The sequence below is a fragment of the Anoxybacillus sp. UARK-01 genome (assembly GCF_002075365.1).
Lineage (GTDB): Bacteria > Bacillota > Bacilli > Bacillales > Anoxybacillaceae > Anoxybacteroides > Anoxybacteroides rupiense.
On sequence record NZ_NASY01000047.1, the window covers coordinates 21549 to 40973 of the forward strand.

Here is a 19425-nt window from a genome sequence, read left to right on the forward strand (position 1 = left end):
ATCTGTTATTTTGTTAATTTATACACTCTTCAAGCTGCATCTATATCGCTTGGCAGCTGTTTCATGCTTCCGCTATTTTTGGTATAGTAATATCGAAAATTTGATATGATGAGAGGAGAAATGGAAAGTGGCTGGACATTCCAAATGGAAAAATATCCAACGTCGAAAAAATGCACAGGATGCCAAACGCGGCAAACTGTTTATGAAATTGGCGAAGGAAATTTACGTTGCAGCCAAAACAGGTGGTGGCGATCCAAATGTCAACGCCGCGCTGCGTCTCGTCATTGAAAAAGCAAAAGCGGCGAATATGCCGAGCGACAATATTGAAAGGGCCATCAACAAAGCGGCAGGCAATCAGGAGCATGCCAACTATGAAGAAATTCGTTATGAAGGGTACGGTCCAGGTGGCGTGGCAGTCATGGTCGTTTGTCTGACGGATAATAAAAATCGCACAGCGGCAAATGTTCGCGCAGCATTTTCGAAAAACGGCGGAAATCTTGGAGAAACAGGATGCGTGTCCTATTTATTTGCAAGAAAAGGATGGCTTGTCATCGCTCGCGAAGGGTTAGAGATCGACGAGGATGAGATGCTTCTCCAAGCGATTGAAGCAGGAGCGGAAGAAATGGAAACAATGGACGACTCATTTGAAATTTATACAGCACCTGAGCATTTTGAAGAGGTGAAAAACAAGCTTCAGGAGAATGGATTAACGTTTGTAAACGCTGAAATCACGATGATCCCGCAAACCTACACAACGCTGGAAGGCGATGACCTAACGAAAATGCTCAAGCTGATTGATATGCTTGAAGATGATGACGATGTTCAAGAAGTGTACCATAATTTAGATGAAACGGCGATACCATAAAACGATCATATTTCCCGTTCTTTGCAAGAGAGAACGTGATTTCTCTGCAGAGAATGGGATTTTTTATGAGAGGATACAAAATGTTCATCAACATCATGACTCAGTGATAGAAAAAATAATTGAAAACCCATGGTGTTAGGGGGAATTTATATGCAACGATCATCCATATCACTTTCTCCCGCAAGCTTTATCCCCCTGTAAGTATGCAGATGACGCTATAGTACGAGGAAGATAAATGAACCGATTTTATCTAGCACCACAGGTAAATCAAGAATGGTAAGGTGATATTCCTTTTTTTGGGGTATTCAGATGACCGATTTTTTACATACTTCATTTTGGGAAGGAACATAATATGTTCCATGGAGGGATCAGTATGAAGAAAAATGAAGTCCGCTTAACAAGCGCTGAAATTGCAAATATGTGGAATACCTATATATATGATAGCATGGTGGAAAGCGTTATCACGCATTTTAAGCTGACAGCAGAAGATGAAGAAGTGCGCATGCTTCTGGAAGAAGGATTGAAAGTTGTCCAAAATCATCTCCAAAGTCTAGAGCAACTATTTAGCGAGGAAGGAATTGCTAAACCAGACGGGTTTCCGGTCGATCAGCATGTGAATCGTCAAGCGCCAAAGCTTTTTTCCGATACATTTTATTTAGAGTATCTTAACCAAATGAGCCAATTTAAAATCACTTCACATGCTACTTCCATTGTGATGGCTTCTCGAGATGATATCCATCAGTTATATAAACAATTTAGCGAAGATGCGATTCAATTAAATAAGCGTGTGCGCGCCATGATGAAAAGTCAGGGTATATATATACGTCCTCCTTATATGGCTTATCCAAAGCAAGTGGATTATGTTGAAAAGCAAAGCTTTCTTACTGGATGGCTTGGACGCAGACGACCGCTTTTGGCGATTGAAGCAGCCTATTTAGTGATGAACTCCATTAACAATGAAATCGCGAAGGCTACGTTAATCGGATTTGCGCAAGTAGCGAGGGATCCTGAAATTCGCAGCTTCTTTTTAAGAGGACAAAAAGTATGCAGTGAGATCATGACCTCCATTTTTGAGGTGCTGCAGGAAGACAATATTCCAGCTTCGATGACATGGGACACAGTCGTCAATGGATCAACAGTTGCGCCATATTCAGAGCGATTAATGCTGTTTTTAGTCAATTCCTTATCAGGGCTTGGGATTGGTGTGTATGGACAGGCCATGGCGTTTTCATTAAGAAGAGATGTAGCGGCTCTCTATGCTTCTTTTATCGCGAAAGCGGGAGCCTATGCGGAGGATGGAGTGAATTTAATGATTGAGCGCGGATGGCTTGAACAACCGCCTCACTTCCTTGATCGCGAACGGCTTGTAGTGGAGTCGAAATAAAAACACTGATTTCTTGAGTGAGTGTCAGACCGTTGTTAAATGCTTTCATCCTGCGTCACTGGCCGCATTCGTCTGCTCATGAATTTCTTTTGTTCGATTTTTGTCTTTGTTCGGCTGCGTTTCTTGTCTGCCAAGCGTTTTCCACTCAGGCTGATGTGGAACACCATAAATAGAGGATGAGAATGGTTGTAGACAAATCTCATTTTTGACTTTGTCTACAACCGGACACTCACTTCTTGAGTGAGTGTTTTTTATGGATAAAATTTTCTTAAAAGGTGAAACTATAAATAGCTTTCATTATTTACCGAGAAAGAGGGGAAGACAATGAAGCTTTTGATGGCTTGCTTGGCTATCGCGATTTCATTTATAAGTTCCTCAGCTGCCTTCGCTAAAGAGCCGGCCACTCAAATGACGATTTTGTTAGAACGAATATACGTGGACGGAGAAGTGAGTGAAGAAATTAAACAAGAAACGATTACATCGATGAAGGATATATGGAAAAAGTATGAAGGCTGGCAGCTTGTCAATCTTGATGATGAACAAATTGTGTTCCAGAAAATGGTTCAAGATATTTCACCTTTGTCAAAAGCGAATGGATATTTTGGCTTAACAAAGGATGGAACTTTATCTATTTTTGAAGGCAAGCCAGGAAAATCATCACGCGTGATTCAATCGTTTTTCCAGCTCGATATAAAAAAGCTAGAAAGCCATCAACAAGAACGGCTGAAAAAAGGTATTCGCGTGATTTCGAAAGATCGTTATAAAGAGGTCATTGAAGCCTATCGGCCATTTGCCGTTACTCAGTAAAAGACTTATCCAGACGATAAGTCTTTTTGTTTTGCAAAAGAGGAATATACATTCGTTTTTTTATTATCATATGGTACAATGAGAAACAGTACGGATAAGGGAAGGGGAAAAACGTTGATTGAGTTTGTTCGCGGATACATTGAGTATGTTTGTCCAGAATATATTGTCATTGAAACGGCCGGAGTTGGCTATCAAATTTTCACGCCAAACCCATTTTCGTTTCGGCCCAGTCATGATACAATCGTGACGGTCTATACATATCAATATGTGCGCGAAGACCTCATGGCTCTTTATGGGTTTCGGACGCGCGAAGAACGAACGCTATTTGCGAAACTGCTTCAAGTTTCCGGCATTGGCCCGAAAGGAGGGCTTGCTATTTTAGCCTCAGGAGATGTACGTCAGCTCGTGCAGGCGATTGAAGAGGAAAACGAAGCCTTTTTGTGCAAATTTCCGACCATCGGCAAAAAAACAGCGCGACAAATGATTCTTGATTTAAAAGGGAAACTGCAGGGAGTCATTCTAGGAGCGACGAACGACTTATTTACAAGCTGGGAGGATGAAAAGCAGGAGAATGCCTTTGACGAGGCGCTTGAAGTGCTAAAGGCTCTCGGCTATGCAGATCGTGAAATTCAAAAGGTGGCGCCTGCTCTAAAAAAGGAACCGATGTCTACCGATCAATATGTGAAGCGAGCGCTGCAATTACTATTAAAATAGGAGGGAAGGACGATGGAAGAGCGTCTTGTTGCCAGCGATGCCTCCGGCGAGGATGTATCGCTTGAATACAGCCTCCGCCCGCAACGCTTGCAGGAATATATCGGACAAGAGAAAGTAAAAGAAAATTTACAAGTTTTTATTGAAGCGGCAAAGCTGCGTGGCGAAACGTTGGATCATGTGCTTTTATACGGACCGCCCGGACTTGGAAAAACAACGCTGGCCGCCATTATCGCAAACGAAATGGGGGGGAACTTGCGCACCACCACTGGACCGGCGGTCGAACGCCCCGGAGACCTGGCGGCGATCTTAACTTCTCTTCAACCTGGAGATGTATTATTTATCGATGAAATTCATCGCCTTCACCGCTCGATTGAAGAAGTGCTGTATCCAGCTATGGAGGATTACTGCCTAGATATCGTTATTGGCAAAGGACAAACGGCTCGTTCGGTGCGTATTGACTTGCCGCCATTCACGCTTGTGGGCGCAACGACACGAGCTGGTGCTCTTTCTGCACCGCTCCGGGATCGCTTTGGTGTGCTCAGCCGGCTGGAATATTATGAGCCGGAGCAGCTTGCGCAAATTATCAAACGAACAGCAGATATTCTGGAAGTTAGGATTGACGAGGCGGCTGCTGTTGAGATCGCGCGTTGTTCGCGCGGCACTCCGCGCATTGCCAATCGCTTGTTGCGCAGAGTCAGAGATTTTGCTCAAGTAAAAGGCAACGGAGTGATTACACATGCCTTATCAACAGAAGCGCTGGAGTTGCTGCAAGTTGACCGTTTAGGATTGGATCATATTGATCATAAATTATTAAGAGCGATGATGGAAAAATTTTGCGGAGGTCCTGTCGGTGTAGATACGCTTGCGGCCACCATTGGTGAAGAAGCGCAAACAATTGAAGATGTATATGAGCCGTATTTGCTGCAAATCGGCTTTTTGCAGCGGACTCCTCGCGGGCGCATCGTCACTTATCGCGCCTATGAGCATTTTGGAATGGAGGTGCCAAAATCATGAGCAGTCTTCCTAAAATGATCATGATGATCGGAGCCATTTTGATTGTTGTGGGGTTTCTGATGCAATTTATTAAGCTGGGCAGGCTTCCTGGCGATATTGTCATCCAAAAGGGGAATACAACATTTTACTTTCCAGTTGTGACTTCTATTATTTTAAGTGTAGTGCTTTCGCTTGTGTTTTATTTTATCGGTCGATTTCGTTAACAACAATAGAAATGGGTGAACGCGATGAAAATAGATTTATTTGATTTTCATTTACCGGAGGAATTAATTGCACAAACACCGCTTGCGAACCGAGAAGCATCGAGATTGCTTATGCTCAATAAAAATACAGGAGAAACGAAACATCATGAAACCTTTCGAGCGATTTTATCGTATTTGAATGAAGGGGATTGTCTCGTATTAAATGATACAAGAGTATTGCCGGCGCGCCTTTATGGAGAAAAATCAGATACGGGCGCAAAAATTGAAGTGCTTTTATTAAAGCAAGTGGAAGGAGACCGTTGGGAAACGCTCGTGAAGCCAGCGAAGCGCGTGAAAGAAGGAACAAGCATTTTATTTGGTGACGGCCGTTTAAAAGCAACGTGCAGACAGGAGTTGGAGCACGGAGGAAGAATACTGGAATTTGCTTATGACGGAGTATTTTATGAGGTGTTGGAATCCTTGGGGGAGATGCCGCTCCCTCCATATATTAAAGAACAGCTCGACGATCAGGAGCGTTATCAAACCGTGTATGCCCGTGAACGCGGTTCGGCAGCAGCGCCGACAGCAGGGCTTCATTTTACGGAGCAGCTGCTTGAGGATATTCGTCAAAAAGGAGTGCATCTAGCTTTTATTACCCTTCATGTCGGACTTGGTACCTTCCGCCCCGTCAATGTTGAGAATATCGAAGAACATGATATGCATGCAGAATTTTACCAGATGACAGAAGGGACAGCGCGATTGTTGAATGAGGTGAAAGAGAAGGGCGGGCGAATTATCGCAGTCGGAACCACATCAACACGTACGCTTGAAACGATCGCATCGCGCCATAATGGAACGTTTATTGCCGAGAGCGGATGGACGGATATCTTTATTTATCCAGGCTATCAGTTTCAAGCGATTGATGGAATGATTACGAATTTTCACTTGCCTAAATCAACATTAATCATGCTAGTTAGCGCCTTAGCAGGGCGTGAAAATGTTTTGCGTGCTTATAAAGAAGCGGTGGAGAAGCGTTATCGTTTCTTTAGCTTCGGTGATGCGATGCTGATTATTTAAGAAAGGAGCTATTGATTTGACCCCGATTCGTTATGAACTTATCAAAACATGCAAGCAAACAGGAGCACGTCTCGGAATCATTCATACGCCGCATGGCTCCTTTGAAACGCCGATGTTTATGCCAGTCGGCACATTAGCGACTGTCAAAACGTTATCGCCTGAGGAATTAAAAGAAATGGGTGCAGGCATTATTTTAAGCAACACCTATCATCTATGGCTTCGTCCAGGGCATGATATTGTGAAAGAAGCGGGCGGATTGCATTCGTTTATGAACTGGGATCGCGGCATTCTGACTGATTCTGGCGGCTTTCAAGTATTCAGCCTGAGTGAATTTCGCAAAATTGAAGAGGAAGGCGTATATTTTCGCAATCATTTAAATGGAGACAAGCTGTTTCTTTCGCCGGAAAAAGCGATGGAAATCCAAAATGCGCTCGGCTCTGATATCATGATGGCGTTTGATGAATGCCCGCCGTATCCTGCGACATATGAATATATGAAAAAATCGGTTGAGCGGACAAGCCGCTGGGCGGAACGCTGTTTAAAAGCGCATGCCCGTCCAAATGAACAGGGGCTGTTTGGCATTGTTCAAGGCGGTGAATTTGAGGACTTACGCAGACAGAGCGCGCAGGATCTTGTGTCTCTCAATTTTCCGGGCTATGCGGTCGGCGGTTTGTCGGTAGGAGAACCGAAAGATGTTATGAATCGCGTGCTTGAGTTTACAACGCCGCTTTTACCAGCCAATAAACCTCGCTATTTAATGGGAGTTGGTTCGCCGGACTCGCTCATTGACGGCGCCATCCGCGGAATTGACATGTTTGATTGCGTCTTGCCGACTCGCATTGGACGAAATGGAACGGTGATGACAAGCGAAGGGCGCCTTGTCATCAAAAATGCGCAATACGCCCGTGATTTTACGCCACTGGATCCGAACTGCGGCTGCTATACATGCCGCAACTATACGCGCGCCTATATTCGTCATCTTATCAAATGTGATGAAACGTTTGGTATTCGCTTGACTTCTTATCATAACGTTTACTTTTTGATAAAATTAATGGAGCAAGTGAGACAAGCGATACGTGAAGATCGGCTTGGCGATTTTCGCGAAGAATTTTTTGAACGCTACGGATTTAATAGACCGAATGCGAAAAACTTTTAGAAAGGGGTGAAATCTATGACAACGCTTATGAATCTTTTGCCGCTTCTTATCATGTTCGCGATTTTCTATTTCCTGCTGATTCGTCCGCAGCAAAAACGGCAGCGGGCTGTTCAGCAAATGCAAGCGAACTTGAAAAAAGGCGATAAAATTATTACGATCGGCGGTTTGCATGGCATCATCGATTCCATCGATGAGAATAAAGTCGTGATCCGCGCGGGAGACGGTTCTCGTCTTACATACGATCGCTCTGCTATTCGCGAGGTTGTGGCAGAGAACAACCAATAGAATAAAAAAGGCTGCTTGGCAAAAAGCAGCTTCAGGCTGTAGACAAAGTCCGTTTTGACTTTGTCTACAATCATTTTAACCGTTTCACATCAGACTCGCTTGAAATCGCTCTTCTCAAAATGAAATGGGTGGGGAAGGCTGTATATTAATCTGCGTGCCGATTGGATGACGACAAATTGACTCCCATGACTCCCCCAAGCATGGCTGCTAATAAAAAGCCGAGATGATAAATCCATTGCTTTGTTGAAAATGTTTGCTCAAGTCCTAAAAACTGAAAGAAAAAGACGAGGAGTGTAAACACTAAGCTGGTGGTTCCACCGATAAGCCATCCGCGTTCCTTGCCTTTGCCTCCTGCGACAAATCCACCGATAAATACGGATAGAACAGATGCAGCAAAAATAACCCATGTTAATGAGGATTCTTGGATATCGGTCCATTTCAAAAGAAGTGATAATAAAAAGCTAATGATCAACGCTAGTAAAAAAATGGTTAGAACTCCGTAGACAACACCTTTGCCAAACCTAGCCATCTCGTTCATTCCCTCCGTTTAAGCCATCTTTAGCAAGAGTATATTCAGGCCCGGACATGTTTAGAATCAAATGAAGTTAGTTTTTACGAAAAAAGCCGCGAACAAATGGGATGCGTACTAACTCTTCTCGTTTAACCAGCTTGAAAATGACTAAAAGAATGACGTATACCACTGTTGTAATGATAATGGCGGCGATGGTCCTCATACTTATTGGAAGTGAAGTCAGAGAATGATAAAAAGCAAGATGTCCAACAAAACCTGCTGCAAGCATGACGAAAAATGTGTGAATATATTCGAATATGTAAATGGAATAAGAAATGACCTTCATGATTGTTGCGAAATGGAGAAGCGTAACAAGCACCGTACCAATCGCGATAGACAGAGCTGCTCCCATAATCCCTAAATTTGGCTGAGTGGCTAGCGCAAAGATACAAGCTGTTTTTACAACAGAGCCGATTAAGCTATTCATCATAGCCGCTTTCGCTAAATCCAGCCCCTGTAAAACTGCCTGAAGAGGCCCTTGGCAGTAATAAAAAAGGAAAAATGGTGCCATTACTTTAATAAAAACGGCAGAATGGCTTGTGCCATACATCAGCTGCATAATGGGATCGGCAAATACATACAGGACCACAACGGCCAGGCCTCCTGTAATCATGGATAATCGCATGGCTTGCTGAACGCGCCGCTCGATGAGAAACATTTGCTGCTGTGCCGCCGCTTCGCTAATAGCTGGAACGAGAGAGGTTGATAGTGAGTAGGTAATAAACGATGGCAGCATGAGCAGAGGTAAAGCATATCCTGTTAATTCCCCATATTGCCTGGTCGCTAATGAGGCAGCAACTCCTGCAAGCGCTAAGCTGTGGGCTACCACAATCGGTTCAAAAAACCAGGCGATTGAGCCAATGAGACGGCTTCCTGTTGTTGGCAAAGCGATGCGCATTAAGCTCATAAAGGTTTCTTTTCCGGCTTTAGCATAATGGAAAAATTGCGGACGAATGTTGATTCTTTTTTTGCGTTTGAACATGTAAAACAAATAGATGAGCGACCCTAATTCGCCGATCACGGATGAAAGCATCGCTCCCGCCGCAGCATATTCGATTCCATATGGTAAGAAGATGCTCGTGCAAAAGGCAATTAAACTAATACGAATGATTTGTTCAAGCAGCTGTGAATAGGCATATGGCTTCATTTGCTGTTTTCCTTGAAAATAACCGCGCAAAACGGAAGAAACAGCAACAATGGGAACAACAGGTGAAATCGCTAACAGCGGATAATAGGTGCGAGCATCTGTAAATAAGGTTGTCGATAAAAGCGGCGCAAGCAATACCATTGCCGGAAAAAAGATGGCGCTTAGCACACCTGTAGTGGCTAAAGAAACGACGAGAATTTTTTTTACTCTTCGCTGATCTCCTACCGCTTCCGCCTCCGCTACTAGCTTAGAAATAGCGACAGGCAAGCCCATTTGCGTAAGCGTTATGGCTAAGGCAAGCGTAGGCACGGCCATCATATATAAACCGACCCCTTCTTCACCAATGGCTCGGGCGATAACAATGCGATTGATAAATCCGAGCACTCGTGTGATAAGGCCGGCAACGATTAGAATAAGTGTGCCTTTCAAAAATTTAGACATCCTGTATTTCCCTCCCTTCTCAAATAAGACGATCTTTTATACAATTAACTATATGCAAGAGATGTGAACAAGCATGACAAGTATTGTGGGACAAAACGGGGAGCGATGGTCATGGCAAATGAAAAAGAAAAAATGGAAGAACTGCGTGAACAATTGATGCCGGCGGTGCAAAGCAAGTATGAAGAGTTTCGCTTGCTTGGCTACGATCACGTAACGATCGAACAAATTTGGGAGTGTTTAGTGAGAAAAAAATGGAAAAAATATAATGACGAAAGAAGGCTATATGAGCGTGTAAATGATATTTTATCGCTTTCAATTGGAGAATATATGGCTTTCTTGACAACTGAATCATATCGTGAGCAGCGGGCCACTAAAGGTGATGATCTCGAAGAGCTACTAAATGAATTATTATAGCTATGTAGAAAATTGACAGCATTTGCGAACTGATTCATAATTAGGAATGTTGAAGCATTTCGAGAGGCTATAGCGAGGTTTTCTGATGACATAAGGAGGATTTTTTATGGTAAAAAGAAGTCGCATTCTGGCGTTTTTCTTAGTGCTGATTATTTTAGCAGGCACGCTAGGAACAACGACGAAAGGGATTATACATAATATCAAGCTCGGGCTTGATTTGCAAGGCGGCTTTGAAGTTTTATATGAGGTAAAGCCGGCGAAAAAAGGGGATAAAATTGACAAAACGACACTGACAAGCACCGTCAGTGCACTGAACAAGCGAATTAATGTACTGGGAGTCAGTGAACCAAATATTCAAGTAGAAGGAAAAAACCGGATTCGCGTCCAGCTTGCCGGTGTGAAAGATCAAAATCAGGCGCGGCAAATTTTATCGACCCAAGCGAAGCTGACCTTTCGCGATGTGCATGACAACGTCTTAATGGATGGAAGCGACCTGGCCGAAGGAGGAGCCAAGCTTTCGTTCGATGAGCATGGCAAGCCGAGTGTCGCCATTAAACTCAAAGATGCCGACAAGTTTAAGCAGGTGACGGAAAAAGTCTATAAAATGGGCGCGCCAAACAATTTATTAGTTATTTGGCTTGATTTTAAGGATGGCGTTGATTCCTATGCGAAAGAGGCGGGAAAAGCAAAGCCGAAGTATATTTCAGCAGCGGCGGTAAACCAAGTATTCGATCAAACGGATGTATCGATTGTTGGAAATTTCACGGTGGATGAAGCAAGACAGCTGGCTGACTTATTAAATGCTGGCGCGTTGCCGGTTGAGCTGAAAGAAGTTTATTCCACATCGATCGGTGCACAATTTGGAGAAAACGCCCTTCAGAAAACTATTCTTGCCGGTATTATTGGCGTGGCGCTAATTTTCCTCTTTATGATCGCGTTTTATCGCTTGCCTGGTGTGATTGCGGTCATTACGTTATCCGCTTATATTTATTTAATTTTGCTGATTTTCGATTGGATGAATGGCGTTCTGACATTGCCGGGGATAGCGGCGCTTATTTTGGGTGTCGGGATGGCCGTCGATGCCAATATTATCACATATGAGCGGATTAAAGAGGAAATCAAACTTGGAAAATCGATTATGTCCGCGTTTCGCACAGGAAATAAAGGATCGTTTGCGACAATCTTAGATGCGAATATTACAACCATTATTGCCGGTGTTGTGCTGTTTGTGTATGGAACAAGCTCTGTCAAAGGGTTTGCGACCATGCTGATTATCAGTATTTTAGTCAGCTTTATCACGGCTGTTTACGGCACGCGCCTGCTCCTTGGTTTGCTTGTGAATAGCCGCGTTTTACAAAATAAGCCAGGATATTTTGGCGTGAAAAAATCGGAAATTCTCGATATTGCTCAAACGAACGAGCATACAGAGGTGCCGACAAAGTTTGATCGTTGGGATTTCGTCAAACATAGCAAAAAATTCTTTATCTTTTCCGGCGCGTTAACGGTTGTTGGGATTGTTGCGCTGTTGACGATGAAATTAAATCTTGGCATTGATTTTGCGAGCGGCACACGCGTGGAAATCATGAGCGATTCTAAATTAAACGCGCAGCAATTGGAGGATCAGTTCCAGAAATTAAACTTACAGCCAAAAGATATCGTTTTATCTGGAAAGAATGAAGAAGTTGGCGTTGCGCGTTTTATCGGCGTTTTAAACAAACATGAAATTTCTGAGCTCAAGCAGTATTTTAAGGAGCAATATGGATCGGAACCGAACGTCAGCACCGTATCGCCGACTGTAGGAAAAGAATTGGCGCGCAACGCGTTGATCGCTGTGCTGATTTCATCGCTTGGTATCATCATTTATGTGACGATCCGCTTTGAGATGTATATGGCGCTTGCGGCTATTGTCTCACTTTTACATGACGCTTTTATTATTGTGATGTTTTTCAGTTTCACGCAGCTAGAGGTCGATTTAACATTTATTGCCGCCGTTTTGACGATCATCGGCTACTCGATTAATGACACGATTGTGACATTTGACCGGATTCGCGACTTGATGAAAAAACGGAAAGTCAAAACGATTGAGGATTTGCAGCATGTAGTGAATCGAGCATTGCAACAGACGCTGACCCGTTCCATTAACACCGTTCTGACCGTGATTTTTACGGTTGTCGCATTATTGATGTTTGGAAGCGAGGCGATTCGCAACTTTAATCTAGCCTTGCTAGTTGGACTTGTTTCCGGCGTATACTCTTCTCTGTTTATTGCCGCACAGCTATGGGTGGTATGGAAAGGAAAGCAATTGAAAAAAGGAAAAACGAAAAAGCCGGATCATCAGGATGCAGAACCACAAGTATAACGGTATAAGAATAGAGTGGCGACCAAAAGCGCCGCTCTATTTTTTTGAAGAAGCGAAAAAATGGATAAACTAAAACGGCGTGATGTCTTGATGAAAGGAAGAGAATCGTGGAGAAAGAAGAACGCTTCAAACAGGCCGAGTTTGCCGCGATGATTGGGATTTTAGGAAATATTGTATTAGCCGCAGTGAAAGGTGCTGCCGGCATCATGGGAAACAGCAAGGCATTGCTAGCAGATGCTGTTCATTCTGCTTCTGATGTTGCTGGATCGCTTGCCGTTTGGGTTGGATTGCGGGCAGCCAAGCGTCCGCCCGATGAAGATCACCCGTATGGTCATGGCAAGGCAGAATCCATCGCTGCTATTATTGTAGCGGTATTGTTATTTATTGTTGGCGCCGAAATGGGGCGTTCATCGCTACAAGCCTTTTTTCAGCCGCTGCATCCGCCGAAATGGTTGGCCATTTACGTAGTTGTCCTTTCCATTGTGGTGAAAGAAGCCATGTTTCGCTACAAATATCGCTTAGGAAAAAAATTAAACAGTCAGGCGATTATCGTCAATGCATATGAGCACCGTTCCGATGTTTTTTCTTCCATTGCTGCGCTCATTGGCATTGGAGCGGCGATGGCAGGCCACTCATTGGGGATAAACAAGCTCGTCTACGCAGATCCTATCGCTGGATTATTTGTTTCTTTTCTCGTGTTAAAAATGGCCTGGGAGCTTGGCAAACAGTCGATTCACACTACATTAGACCATGTGCTTCACGAAGAAGATACCGTTCATCTTCGCCAAGCGGTACTCCAGTTTCCTGAAGTCAAGCAAATTCATGAATTGCATGCGCGCGAGCATGGCCATTACGTCATTATTGACCTGAAAATTGCCGTTGATCCCTTGCTTACTGTAGAAGAGGGGCATCGGATCGGCAAAGCCGTGAAAGAACGATTGCTTCGCATGCCAAATATAGAAAATGTCATGGTGCATATTAATCCTTACCATCCCGAAAAATAGACGGCCCAGACTGTGAATAAATGTTTTCATCGCGCGCTGTTTGCCTCGTTCATCCCCTTATAAAACGGCTTGGCTGTATTCCTTATCCGCCAAGTACGGTTTGGGGAAGAAAAAATCGAAAGGGATGGATGGCAAAGCTCAAATGGACTTTCGCTATAATCTGACTAATATCACATTGCCCCTATTCTTCTCCTTTTGTATAATAGGAGAAGTTGAGGTGGGAGACATGTTAACGGCAAAAACTCGATGGGATGTGAAGCGTCCCGATAAAAATAAAGTGGATCAGTTAATGAAGGAGCTGGATATTGCTCCACTTGTGGCTTCGCTGCTTGTGAACCGTGGAATTGATACTGCACGAGCGGCGGCCGCCTTTTTATATCCAGAAAAACAACCGTTTCACGATCCTTTTTTGCTAGATGATATGCATCGAGCTATAGAAAGGATTCAGCAGGCGGTGCGAAATGAGGAGCATATTCTTGTATTCGGAGATTATGATGCTGACGGTGTAAGCAGCACAACCGTCATGATGAGCGCATTGTCTCAAATAGGCGCGAAAGCGGATTTTTACATACCCAATCGCTTTACTGAAGGATATGGACCAAATAAAAATGCTTTTTGTCTTGCCAAAGAAAAAGGTGTGTCTTTAATCATCACAGTGGACAATGGAATTGCTGCAGTCGAAGAAGTGGCGCTGGCAAATGAGCTAGGCATGGACGTTATTATTACCGATCATCATGAGCCGGGACCTACACTTCCTGAAGCATTGGCGATTATTCACCCGAAAAAGCCGGGCAGCACATACCCGTTTCGTGATTTAGCTGGGGTAGGCGTGGCTTTTAAGCTGGCGCATGCATTGCTTGGAGAAGTGCCAGAGCATTTGCTTGATATCGTGGCGATTGGAACCATTGCTGACCTTGTGCCGCTTACAGGTGAAAATCGTCTGCTTGCCGCAAAAGGAATCGAGCAATTGCGAGATACAAAGCGCATCGGGTTGCGTGCTCTATTGAAGCAATGCGGTACCAACTTGAGCCAAGTGAATGAGGAAACAGTCGGGTTTGCCATCGCTCCGCGAATTAATGCGGTCGGAAGACTTGGAGACGCTGCCCCTGCTGTTCGGCTGCTCATGACGGAGGATGAAGCAGAAGCGCACGAACTAGCGAAAAAAACGGAGATGCTGAATCGGGAGCGGCAAAAGCTAGTAAATGAAATGACGGAAGAAGCCGTTGCGATCATACAGGAGCAATTTCCTCCTGAGAAACAGCATGTGCTTGTTGTAGCAAAAGAGGGCTGGAATGTTGGAGTTATCGGGATCGTAGCCTCTCGGCTTGTCGAACAATTTTACCGGCCGACCATTGTTCTAAGTATCGATCCGGAAAAAGGGATTGCGAAAGGATCGGCGCGCAGCATTCAAGGATTTGATCTATTTGCCCATTTGTCAAAATGCCGCGATATTTTGCCCCATTTTGGCGGACATCCGATGGCGGCTGGAATGACCCTTTCACTTGAAGATGTCGATGAATTGCGGGAACGCCTTAATGCGTTTGCGAAGGAAGCATTGACCGAGGAAGATTTTATCCCGATCACTTCCATTGATGCAGCCTGCTCGATTGATGACATTACCTTAGGGGCATTAGAACAAATCGAAAAACTCTCCCCATTTGGGACAGAGAACCCGCGCCCTCTTATTTTAATTGAAGACGCATCCGTGCAAAGCATGCGGCGTATCGGCGCTGACCAATCACATATAAAAATCGTGTTTGAACAGGATGGGGCAACACTGGAATGTGTCGGATTTGGCTATGGATATTTGCATGATGAAATTGCTCCTAATGCAAAGGTTTCCATTGTTGGATCATTATCGGTAAATGAATGGAACCATCTTCGCAAACCGCAGCTGATGATTTGTGATGCCGCTGTGCGAGAATGGCAGCTGTTTGATATAAGAGGAATCCAGCATGTGCACTCTCTTTTTTCGCTGCTTCCCGCTGATCGGCGCCGGTTTATCGCATTTGGTCAAGAGACAATAGGAGCGCTTCGTCTGCAGTCTTATCGTGAAGAAATCGATGTCATTGAAGCGATAGAGGAAGCGAAGCGTCTTTCTTTGGATGGGAGCTATGTCGTTTTGCTTGACCTGCCGCCAACTTTAGAAATGATAAAAGTTTTATTAAGTTATAGTTTACCTGCGCGCATTTATGCGTTATTCTATCAAAGGGAGACTCATTTTTTCAGCACATTGCCGACGCGCGACCATTTTAAGTGGTTTTATGCGTTTTTGATGAAGCGAGGTACATTCCATCTCGAAAAATACGGCGATGAGCTGGCGCGCTCGCGCGGTTGGACGAAGGAAACGATTCATTTTATGGTGCAAGTATTTTTAGAATTGCAGTTTGTGACGGTGGACAATGGGATCGTTTCGCTTGTTCCAAATCCCAAAAAGCGCGATTTAGCCGAATCTCCTACGTATCGTTTAAAACAGGCTCAGCTTGAGCTGGAAAATATGCTTTTATATTCATCGTATGAACAACTTAAGCGCACCTTTTCCGAAATAAAAGCGTTGCGGACATATGAGGAGGCAAAAATGTAATGGACTTAAAACAATATGTAACGATTGTACCGGATTTCCCGAAGCCAGGGATTATGTTTAAAGACATTACAACCATCATGGATAAAGGCGAAGTGTATAAATATGCGACAGATCAAATTGTGCAATATGCGCGGGAAAAAGAAATAGATCTTGTCGTTGGTCCAGAAGCGCGCGGCTTTATTATCGGCTGCCCTGTCGCTTATGCGCTCGGGGTTGGGTTTGCGCCTGTAAGGAAGGAAGGAAAGCTGCCGCGTGAGGTCGTTCGTGTCGAATACGGTTTAGAGTACGGAAAAGATGTATTGACCATGCATAAAGATGCCATTAAACCGGGACAGCGCGTGCTGATTACAGACGATCTATTGGCCACTGGCGGAACGATTGAAGCAACGATCAAACTGGTAGAGCAGCTTGGCGGTGTGGTCGCCGGCATTGCATTCTTAATTGAGCTTACGTATTTAGAAGGGCGCAACAAATTAGATGGTTATGATATTTTAACATTAATGCAATTCTAACCATCGACATTTTTCTTTTATTTCGCTAAAATGGTAAGAAGAGATGTTTGCAAGGGGGCACTCTAACGGGTGCTCTTTCTTATTAGTTTCTTTACATTTAAAAAAATTTTCATGATAATGGTATTAAATTATACACATAAGGTGATCTCATGGCCAATGAACAGGTGTTGACAGCGGAACAAGTCATCGAGCAGGCAAGCCGATATTTGTCGGAAATGGATGTTGAATTGATCAGAAAGGCATATGAATTTGCCAGAGAGTCCCATCGCGAGCAATATCGAAAATCAGGGGAGCCCTATATTATCCATCCTATTCAAGTAGCGGGAATTTTAGTAGATTTAAAAATGGACGCGATTACGATTGCTGCCGGCTTCTTGCATGATGTTGTCGAGGATACAGCTGCCACGAAAGAAGATTTAGAGCGGGAGTTTGGCGGCGAAGTAGCTATGCTTGTGGATGGTGTGACAAAGCTCGGCAAGATTAAATACAAGTCCCAAGAAGAGCAGCAGGCTGAAAATCATCGAAAAATGTTTTTAGCAATGGCACAAGATATTCGTGTGATTTTGATTAAATTGGCAGATCGGCTCCATAACATGCGGACGTTGAAGCATTTGCCAATTGAAAAGCAGCGAAGAATCGCCAACGAGACACTGGAAATTTTTGCGCCGCTTGCCCATCGCCTCGGAATTTCGAAAATCAAATGGGAGCTTGAGGATACGTCGCTTCGTTATTTAAATCCGCAGCAATATTACCGCATTGTGAATTTAATGAAGAAAAAACGAGCCGAGCGCGAGCAATATTTGGAAGAGGTTATTCAAGAAGTGCGCGATCGGTTAAGCGAATTTTCGATCAAAGGTGAAATTTCCGGAAGGCCGAAGCATATTTACAGCATTTATCGAAAAATGGCGCTGCAAAATAAGCAATTTAATGAAATTTATGATTTACTAGCGGTTCGCATCATTGTGAACAGCATAAAAGACTGCTATGCGGTGTTGGGCATTATTCATACATGCTGGAAGCCAATGCCAGGCCGTTTTAAAGATTATATTGCGATGCCAAAGACCAATATGTATCAATCTTTGCATACGACTGTCATTGGCCCAAAAGGGGAGCCTTTGGAAGTGCAAATTCGCACGTTTGAAATGCATCAAATTGCCGAATTCGGGATTGCGGCACATTGGGCGTACAAAGAAGGAAAGATGGTCAAACCGAATTCTTTTGAAGAAAAGCTTTCCTGGTTTCGGGAAATTTTAGAATGGCAAAACGATGCAAGCAATGCCGAAGAATTTATGGAAACGCTAAAGATGGATTTATTTTCGGATACGGTGTTCGTCTTTACTCCGAAAGGCGACGTTATTGAGCTTCCAGCAGGTTCGGTGCCGATTGACTTCGCTTATCGGATTCATTCTGAAATCGGAAATAAAACGATCGGAGCGAAAGTGAATGGGAAAATGGTACCGTTGGATTATAAACTTAAGACAGGCGATATTGTCGAAATATTAACATCCAAGCATTCATACGGTCCGAGCCAAGATTGGCTAAAGCTTGCGCAAACTTCCCATGCCAAAAATAAAATTCGCCAATTCTTTAAAAAACAGCGACGCGAAGAGAATATTGAAAAAGGAAAAGAGCTTGTGGAAAAGGAAATTCGCGCTCTTGGCTTCGATGTGAAAGATATATTGACGGTTGAAAATGTCAAGAGAGTGGCGGAAAAGTTCAACTTCTCTAATGAAGAAGATATGTATGCGGCTGTTGGTTATCATGGGATTACCGCTGCGCAAATTGCTCATCGCTTAACAGATAAATGGCGGAAGCAGCGCGATTTGGAGGAGCAGCAAAAAAGATTGGCGGAGTCGGCGCAGGAGATGAAGACGCCGATTGGGAAAAAACGCGATTATGGCATTCAAGTGCAGGGAATCGATAATTTATTGATTCGTCTCTCACGTTGCTGTAATCCAGTTCCAGGCGACGAAATTATCGGATTTATTACAAGAGGACGCGGAGTCTCTGTTCACCGAACAGATTGTCCTAACGTAAAATCAAGCGAAGTAGAAGATCGGCTGATTTCGGTAGAATGGGAAAGCAATACGAAAACCAACCGCGAATATAACGTGGAAATTGAAATTTCCGGATTTGATCGACGCGGACTGCTCAATGAAGTATTGCAGGCCGTTAATGAAACGAAAACGGATATTTCCGCTGTTTCAGGAAGATCCGATCACCGCAATAAGATTGCTACCATTCATATGACGATTGCGATTCAAAACGTGAGCCATCTGCAAAAAATCGTAGAACGAATCAAGCAAATTCCAGATATTTATTCTGTGCAGCGAATTATGAACAATTAGAAAGGAACGCGGTCATGAGAGTAGTAGTACAAAGAGCCAAACATGCAAGTGTAACCGTCAATGGTGAAATAGTGGGCAGTATTGAATTTGGGCTTGTGCTCCTTGTCGGTGTGACCCATCAGGATACGGAGGAAGACGCGGCGTTTGTCGCTGATAAAATTGCCCATTTGCGCATCTTTGAGGATGAATCCGGCAAAATGAATCGGTCATTACTGGATGTCGGGGGCGCTATTTTATCCGTTTCCCAGTTTACATTGTATGGCGACTGTCGAAAAGGAAGACGACCCAATTTTATGGAAGCGGCCAAACCAGATCATGCGCTGCGAATTTATGAAGCATTCAACGAAGAATTAAGAAAAAAAGGGATTTTAGTGGAAACCGGACAATTTGGCGCTATGATGGATGTGGCATTGACAAATGATGGCCCGGTGACGCTTATTGTAGAAAGCAAAGAAAAAAGCGAGTAACTATATGGTTGCTCGCTTTTCTTTTATTATTCAACGGCACAAGGGTTGATGATCCATTATTTTACGTAAAAAATACAAAATCATTTGGTCAAAT

General features: G+C 43.9%; 18 protein-coding genes. 16 read left to right on the top strand and 2 right to left on the bottom strand.

What is annotated here, in order from left to right; all coding sequences use genetic code 11:
- Positions 1 to 127: 127 nt before the first annotated feature.
- From B6A27_RS12205 to yajC, 9 genes are all read left to right on the top strand, one after another.
- Positions 128 to 865: a YebC/PmpR family DNA-binding transcriptional regulator gene (locus tag B6A27_RS12205; RefSeq protein ID WP_080862242.1), complete on the top strand. Its 738-nt coding sequence runs from the start codon at positions 128 to 130 to the stop codon at positions 863 to 865.
- A gap of 373 nt (positions 866 to 1238) precedes the next feature.
- Entirely contained in the window at positions 1239 to 2249 is a 1011-nt protein-coding gene (locus B6A27_RS12210; RefSeq protein WP_080862243.1) for a DUF3231 family protein, read from the top strand.
- 324 nt (positions 2250 to 2573) lie between these two features.
- Positions 2574 to 3056 carry an intercompartmental signaling factor BofC gene (locus tag B6A27_RS12215; RefSeq protein ID WP_080862244.1) on the top strand — a complete coding sequence of 161 codons (483 nt, stop codon included), beginning with the start codon at positions 2574 to 2576 and terminating at the stop codon, positions 3054 to 3056.
- A gap of 114 nt (positions 3057 to 3170) precedes the next feature.
- Complete coding sequence (gene ruvA / locus B6A27_RS12220) at positions 3171 to 3770, top strand: Holliday junction branch migration protein RuvA (protein ID WP_044744660.1); 600 nt, start codon at positions 3171 to 3173, stop codon at positions 3768 to 3770.
- A 12-nt stretch (positions 3771 to 3782) separates the two neighbouring features.
- The gene (ruvB, locus tag B6A27_RS12225) at positions 3783 to 4784 is read left to right on the top strand and encodes a Holliday junction branch migration DNA helicase RuvB (protein WP_080862245.1); all 1002 of its coding nucleotides are present in this window, start codon (positions 3783 to 3785) and stop codon (positions 4782 to 4784) included.
- Positions 4781 to 4987 (top strand): DUF2905 domain-containing protein, encoded by a 207-nt coding sequence (locus B6A27_RS12230; protein WP_044744658.1) that lies wholly within the window; start codon positions 4781 to 4783, stop codon positions 4985 to 4987. Before ruvB ends, B6A27_RS12230 begins: the two co-directional genes overlap by 4 nt.
- 24 nt (positions 4988 to 5011) lie before the next feature.
- A complete protein-coding gene (queA, locus tag B6A27_RS12235) occupies positions 5012 to 6043 on the top strand; it encodes a tRNA preQ1(34) S-adenosylmethionine ribosyltransferase-isomerase QueA (RefSeq protein WP_044744657.1) in 1032 nt (343 codons plus the stop codon).
- 16 nt (positions 6044 to 6059) lie between these two features.
- Positions 6060 to 7199 (top strand): tRNA guanosine(34) transglycosylase Tgt, encoded by a 1140-nt coding sequence (gene tgt, locus B6A27_RS12240; protein ID WP_080862246.1) that lies wholly within the window; start codon positions 6060 to 6062, stop codon positions 7197 to 7199.
- A gap of 15 nt (positions 7200 to 7214) precedes the next feature.
- The gene (gene yajC / locus B6A27_RS12245) at positions 7215 to 7484 is read left to right on the top strand and encodes a preprotein translocase subunit YajC (protein WP_080862247.1); all 270 of its coding nucleotides are present in this window, start codon (positions 7215 to 7217) and stop codon (positions 7482 to 7484) included.
- 145 nt (positions 7485 to 7629) lie between these two features.
- On the opposite strand, the gene B6A27_RS12250 is transcribed toward yajC, so the two are convergent.
- Both B6A27_RS12250 and spoVB read right to left on the bottom strand, forming a co-directional pair.
- The gene (locus tag B6A27_RS12250; RefSeq protein ID WP_044744654.1) at positions 7630 to 8013 is read right to left on the bottom strand and encodes a TIGR04086 family membrane protein; all 384 of its coding nucleotides are present in this window, start codon (positions 8011 to 8013) and stop codon (positions 7630 to 7632) included.
- 76 nt (positions 8014 to 8089) lie between these two features.
- Complete coding sequence (gene spoVB, locus B6A27_RS12255; protein ID WP_080862248.1) at positions 8090 to 9643, bottom strand: stage V sporulation protein B; 1554 nt, start codon at positions 9641 to 9643, stop codon at positions 8090 to 8092.
- Between the two features lie 111 nt (positions 9644 to 9754).
- Here spoVB and B6A27_RS12260 point away from each other — a divergent pair, with 111 nt between their 5' ends.
- The 7 genes from B6A27_RS12260 to dtd all read left to right on the top strand — a co-directional run bounded on the left by B6A27_RS12260 (position 9755) and on the right by dtd (position 19331).
- A complete protein-coding gene (locus B6A27_RS12260; protein WP_139788122.1) occupies positions 9755 to 10057 on the top strand; it encodes a post-transcriptional regulator in 303 nt (100 codons plus the stop codon).
- A gap of 106 nt (positions 10058 to 10163) precedes the next feature.
- Positions 10164 to 12416: a protein translocase subunit SecDF gene (gene secDF, locus B6A27_RS12265; RefSeq protein WP_080862249.1), complete on the top strand. Its 2253-nt coding sequence runs from the start codon at positions 10164 to 10166 to the stop codon at positions 12414 to 12416.
- 107 nt (positions 12417 to 12523) lie between these two features.
- Positions 12524 to 13420 (top strand): cation diffusion facilitator family transporter, encoded by an 897-nt coding sequence (locus tag B6A27_RS12270; protein WP_236631843.1) that lies wholly within the window; start codon positions 12524 to 12526, stop codon positions 13418 to 13420.
- A gap of 226 nt (positions 13421 to 13646) precedes the next feature.
- The gene (gene recJ / locus B6A27_RS12275; protein WP_080862472.1) at positions 13647 to 16004 is read left to right on the top strand and encodes a single-stranded-DNA-specific exonuclease RecJ; all 2358 of its coding nucleotides are present in this window, start codon (positions 13647 to 13649) and stop codon (positions 16002 to 16004) included.
- Positions 16004 to 16516, top strand: a complete 513-nt coding sequence (locus B6A27_RS12280; RefSeq protein ID WP_044744650.1) for an adenine phosphoribosyltransferase — start codon at positions 16004 to 16006, stop codon at positions 16514 to 16516. The genes recJ and B6A27_RS12280 overlap by 1 nt, the downstream gene beginning before the upstream one ends.
- Positions 16517 to 16665: 149 nt before the next feature.
- Positions 16666 to 18864, top strand: coding sequence for a RelA/SpoT family protein (locus B6A27_RS12285; protein WP_066146097.1), 2199 nt, complete (start codon positions 16666 to 16668; stop codon positions 18862 to 18864).
- Between the two features lie 14 nt (positions 18865 to 18878).
- The gene (gene dtd / locus B6A27_RS12290) at positions 18879 to 19331 is read left to right on the top strand and encodes a D-aminoacyl-tRNA deacylase (RefSeq protein WP_044744648.1); all 453 of its coding nucleotides are present in this window, start codon (positions 18879 to 18881) and stop codon (positions 19329 to 19331) included.
- Positions 19332 to 19425 lie beyond the last annotated feature (94 nt).

What these genes read in the sequence shown, in the direction of transcription:
- B6A27_RS12210 (WP_080862243.1), top strand. Translation starts at nt 1,239, where the DNA reads ATGAAGAAAAATGAAGTCCGCTTAACAAGCGCTGAAATTGCAAATATG.
- B6A27_RS12215 (WP_080862244.1), top strand. Translation starts at nt 2,574, where the DNA reads ATGAAGCTTTTGATGGCTTGCTTGGCTATCGCGATTTCATTTATAAGT.
- ruvB (WP_080862245.1), top strand. Translation starts at nt 3,783, where the DNA reads ATGGAAGAGCGTCTTGTTGCCAGCGATGCCTCCGGCGAGGATGTATCG.
- B6A27_RS12230 (WP_044744658.1), top strand. Translation starts at nt 4,781, where the DNA reads ATGAGCAGTCTTCCTAAAATGATCATGATGATCGGAGCCATTTTGATT.
- queA (WP_044744657.1), top strand. Translation starts at nt 5,012, where the DNA reads ATGAAAATAGATTTATTTGATTTTCATTTACCGGAGGAATTAATTGCA.
- yajC (WP_080862247.1), top strand. Translation starts at nt 7,215, where the DNA reads ATGACAACGCTTATGAATCTTTTGCCGCTTCTTATCATGTTCGCGATT.
- B6A27_RS12250 (WP_044744654.1), bottom strand. Translation starts at nt 8,013, where the DNA reads ATGGCTAGGTTTGGCAAAGGTGTTGTCTACGGAGTTCTAACCATTTTT.
- spoVB (WP_080862248.1), bottom strand. Translation starts at nt 9,643, where the DNA reads ATGTCTAAATTTTTGAAAGGCACACTTATTCTAATCGTTGCCGGCCTT.
- B6A27_RS12260 (WP_139788122.1), top strand. Translation starts at nt 9,755, where the DNA reads ATGGCAAATGAAAAAGAAAAAATGGAAGAACTGCGTGAACAATTGATG.
- secDF (WP_080862249.1), top strand. Translation starts at nt 10,164, where the DNA reads ATGGTAAAAAGAAGTCGCATTCTGGCGTTTTTCTTAGTGCTGATTATT.
- recJ (WP_080862472.1), top strand. Translation starts at nt 13,647, where the DNA reads ATGTTAACGGCAAAAACTCGATGGGATGTGAAGCGTCCCGATAAAAAT.
- B6A27_RS12280 (WP_044744650.1), top strand. Translation starts at nt 16,004, where the DNA reads ATGGACTTAAAACAATATGTAACGATTGTACCGGATTTCCCGAAGCCA.
- B6A27_RS12285 (WP_066146097.1), top strand. Translation starts at nt 16,666, where the DNA reads ATGGCCAATGAACAGGTGTTGACAGCGGAACAAGTCATCGAGCAGGCA.
- dtd (WP_044744648.1), top strand. Translation starts at nt 18,879, where the DNA reads ATGAGAGTAGTAGTACAAAGAGCCAAACATGCAAGTGTAACCGTCAAT.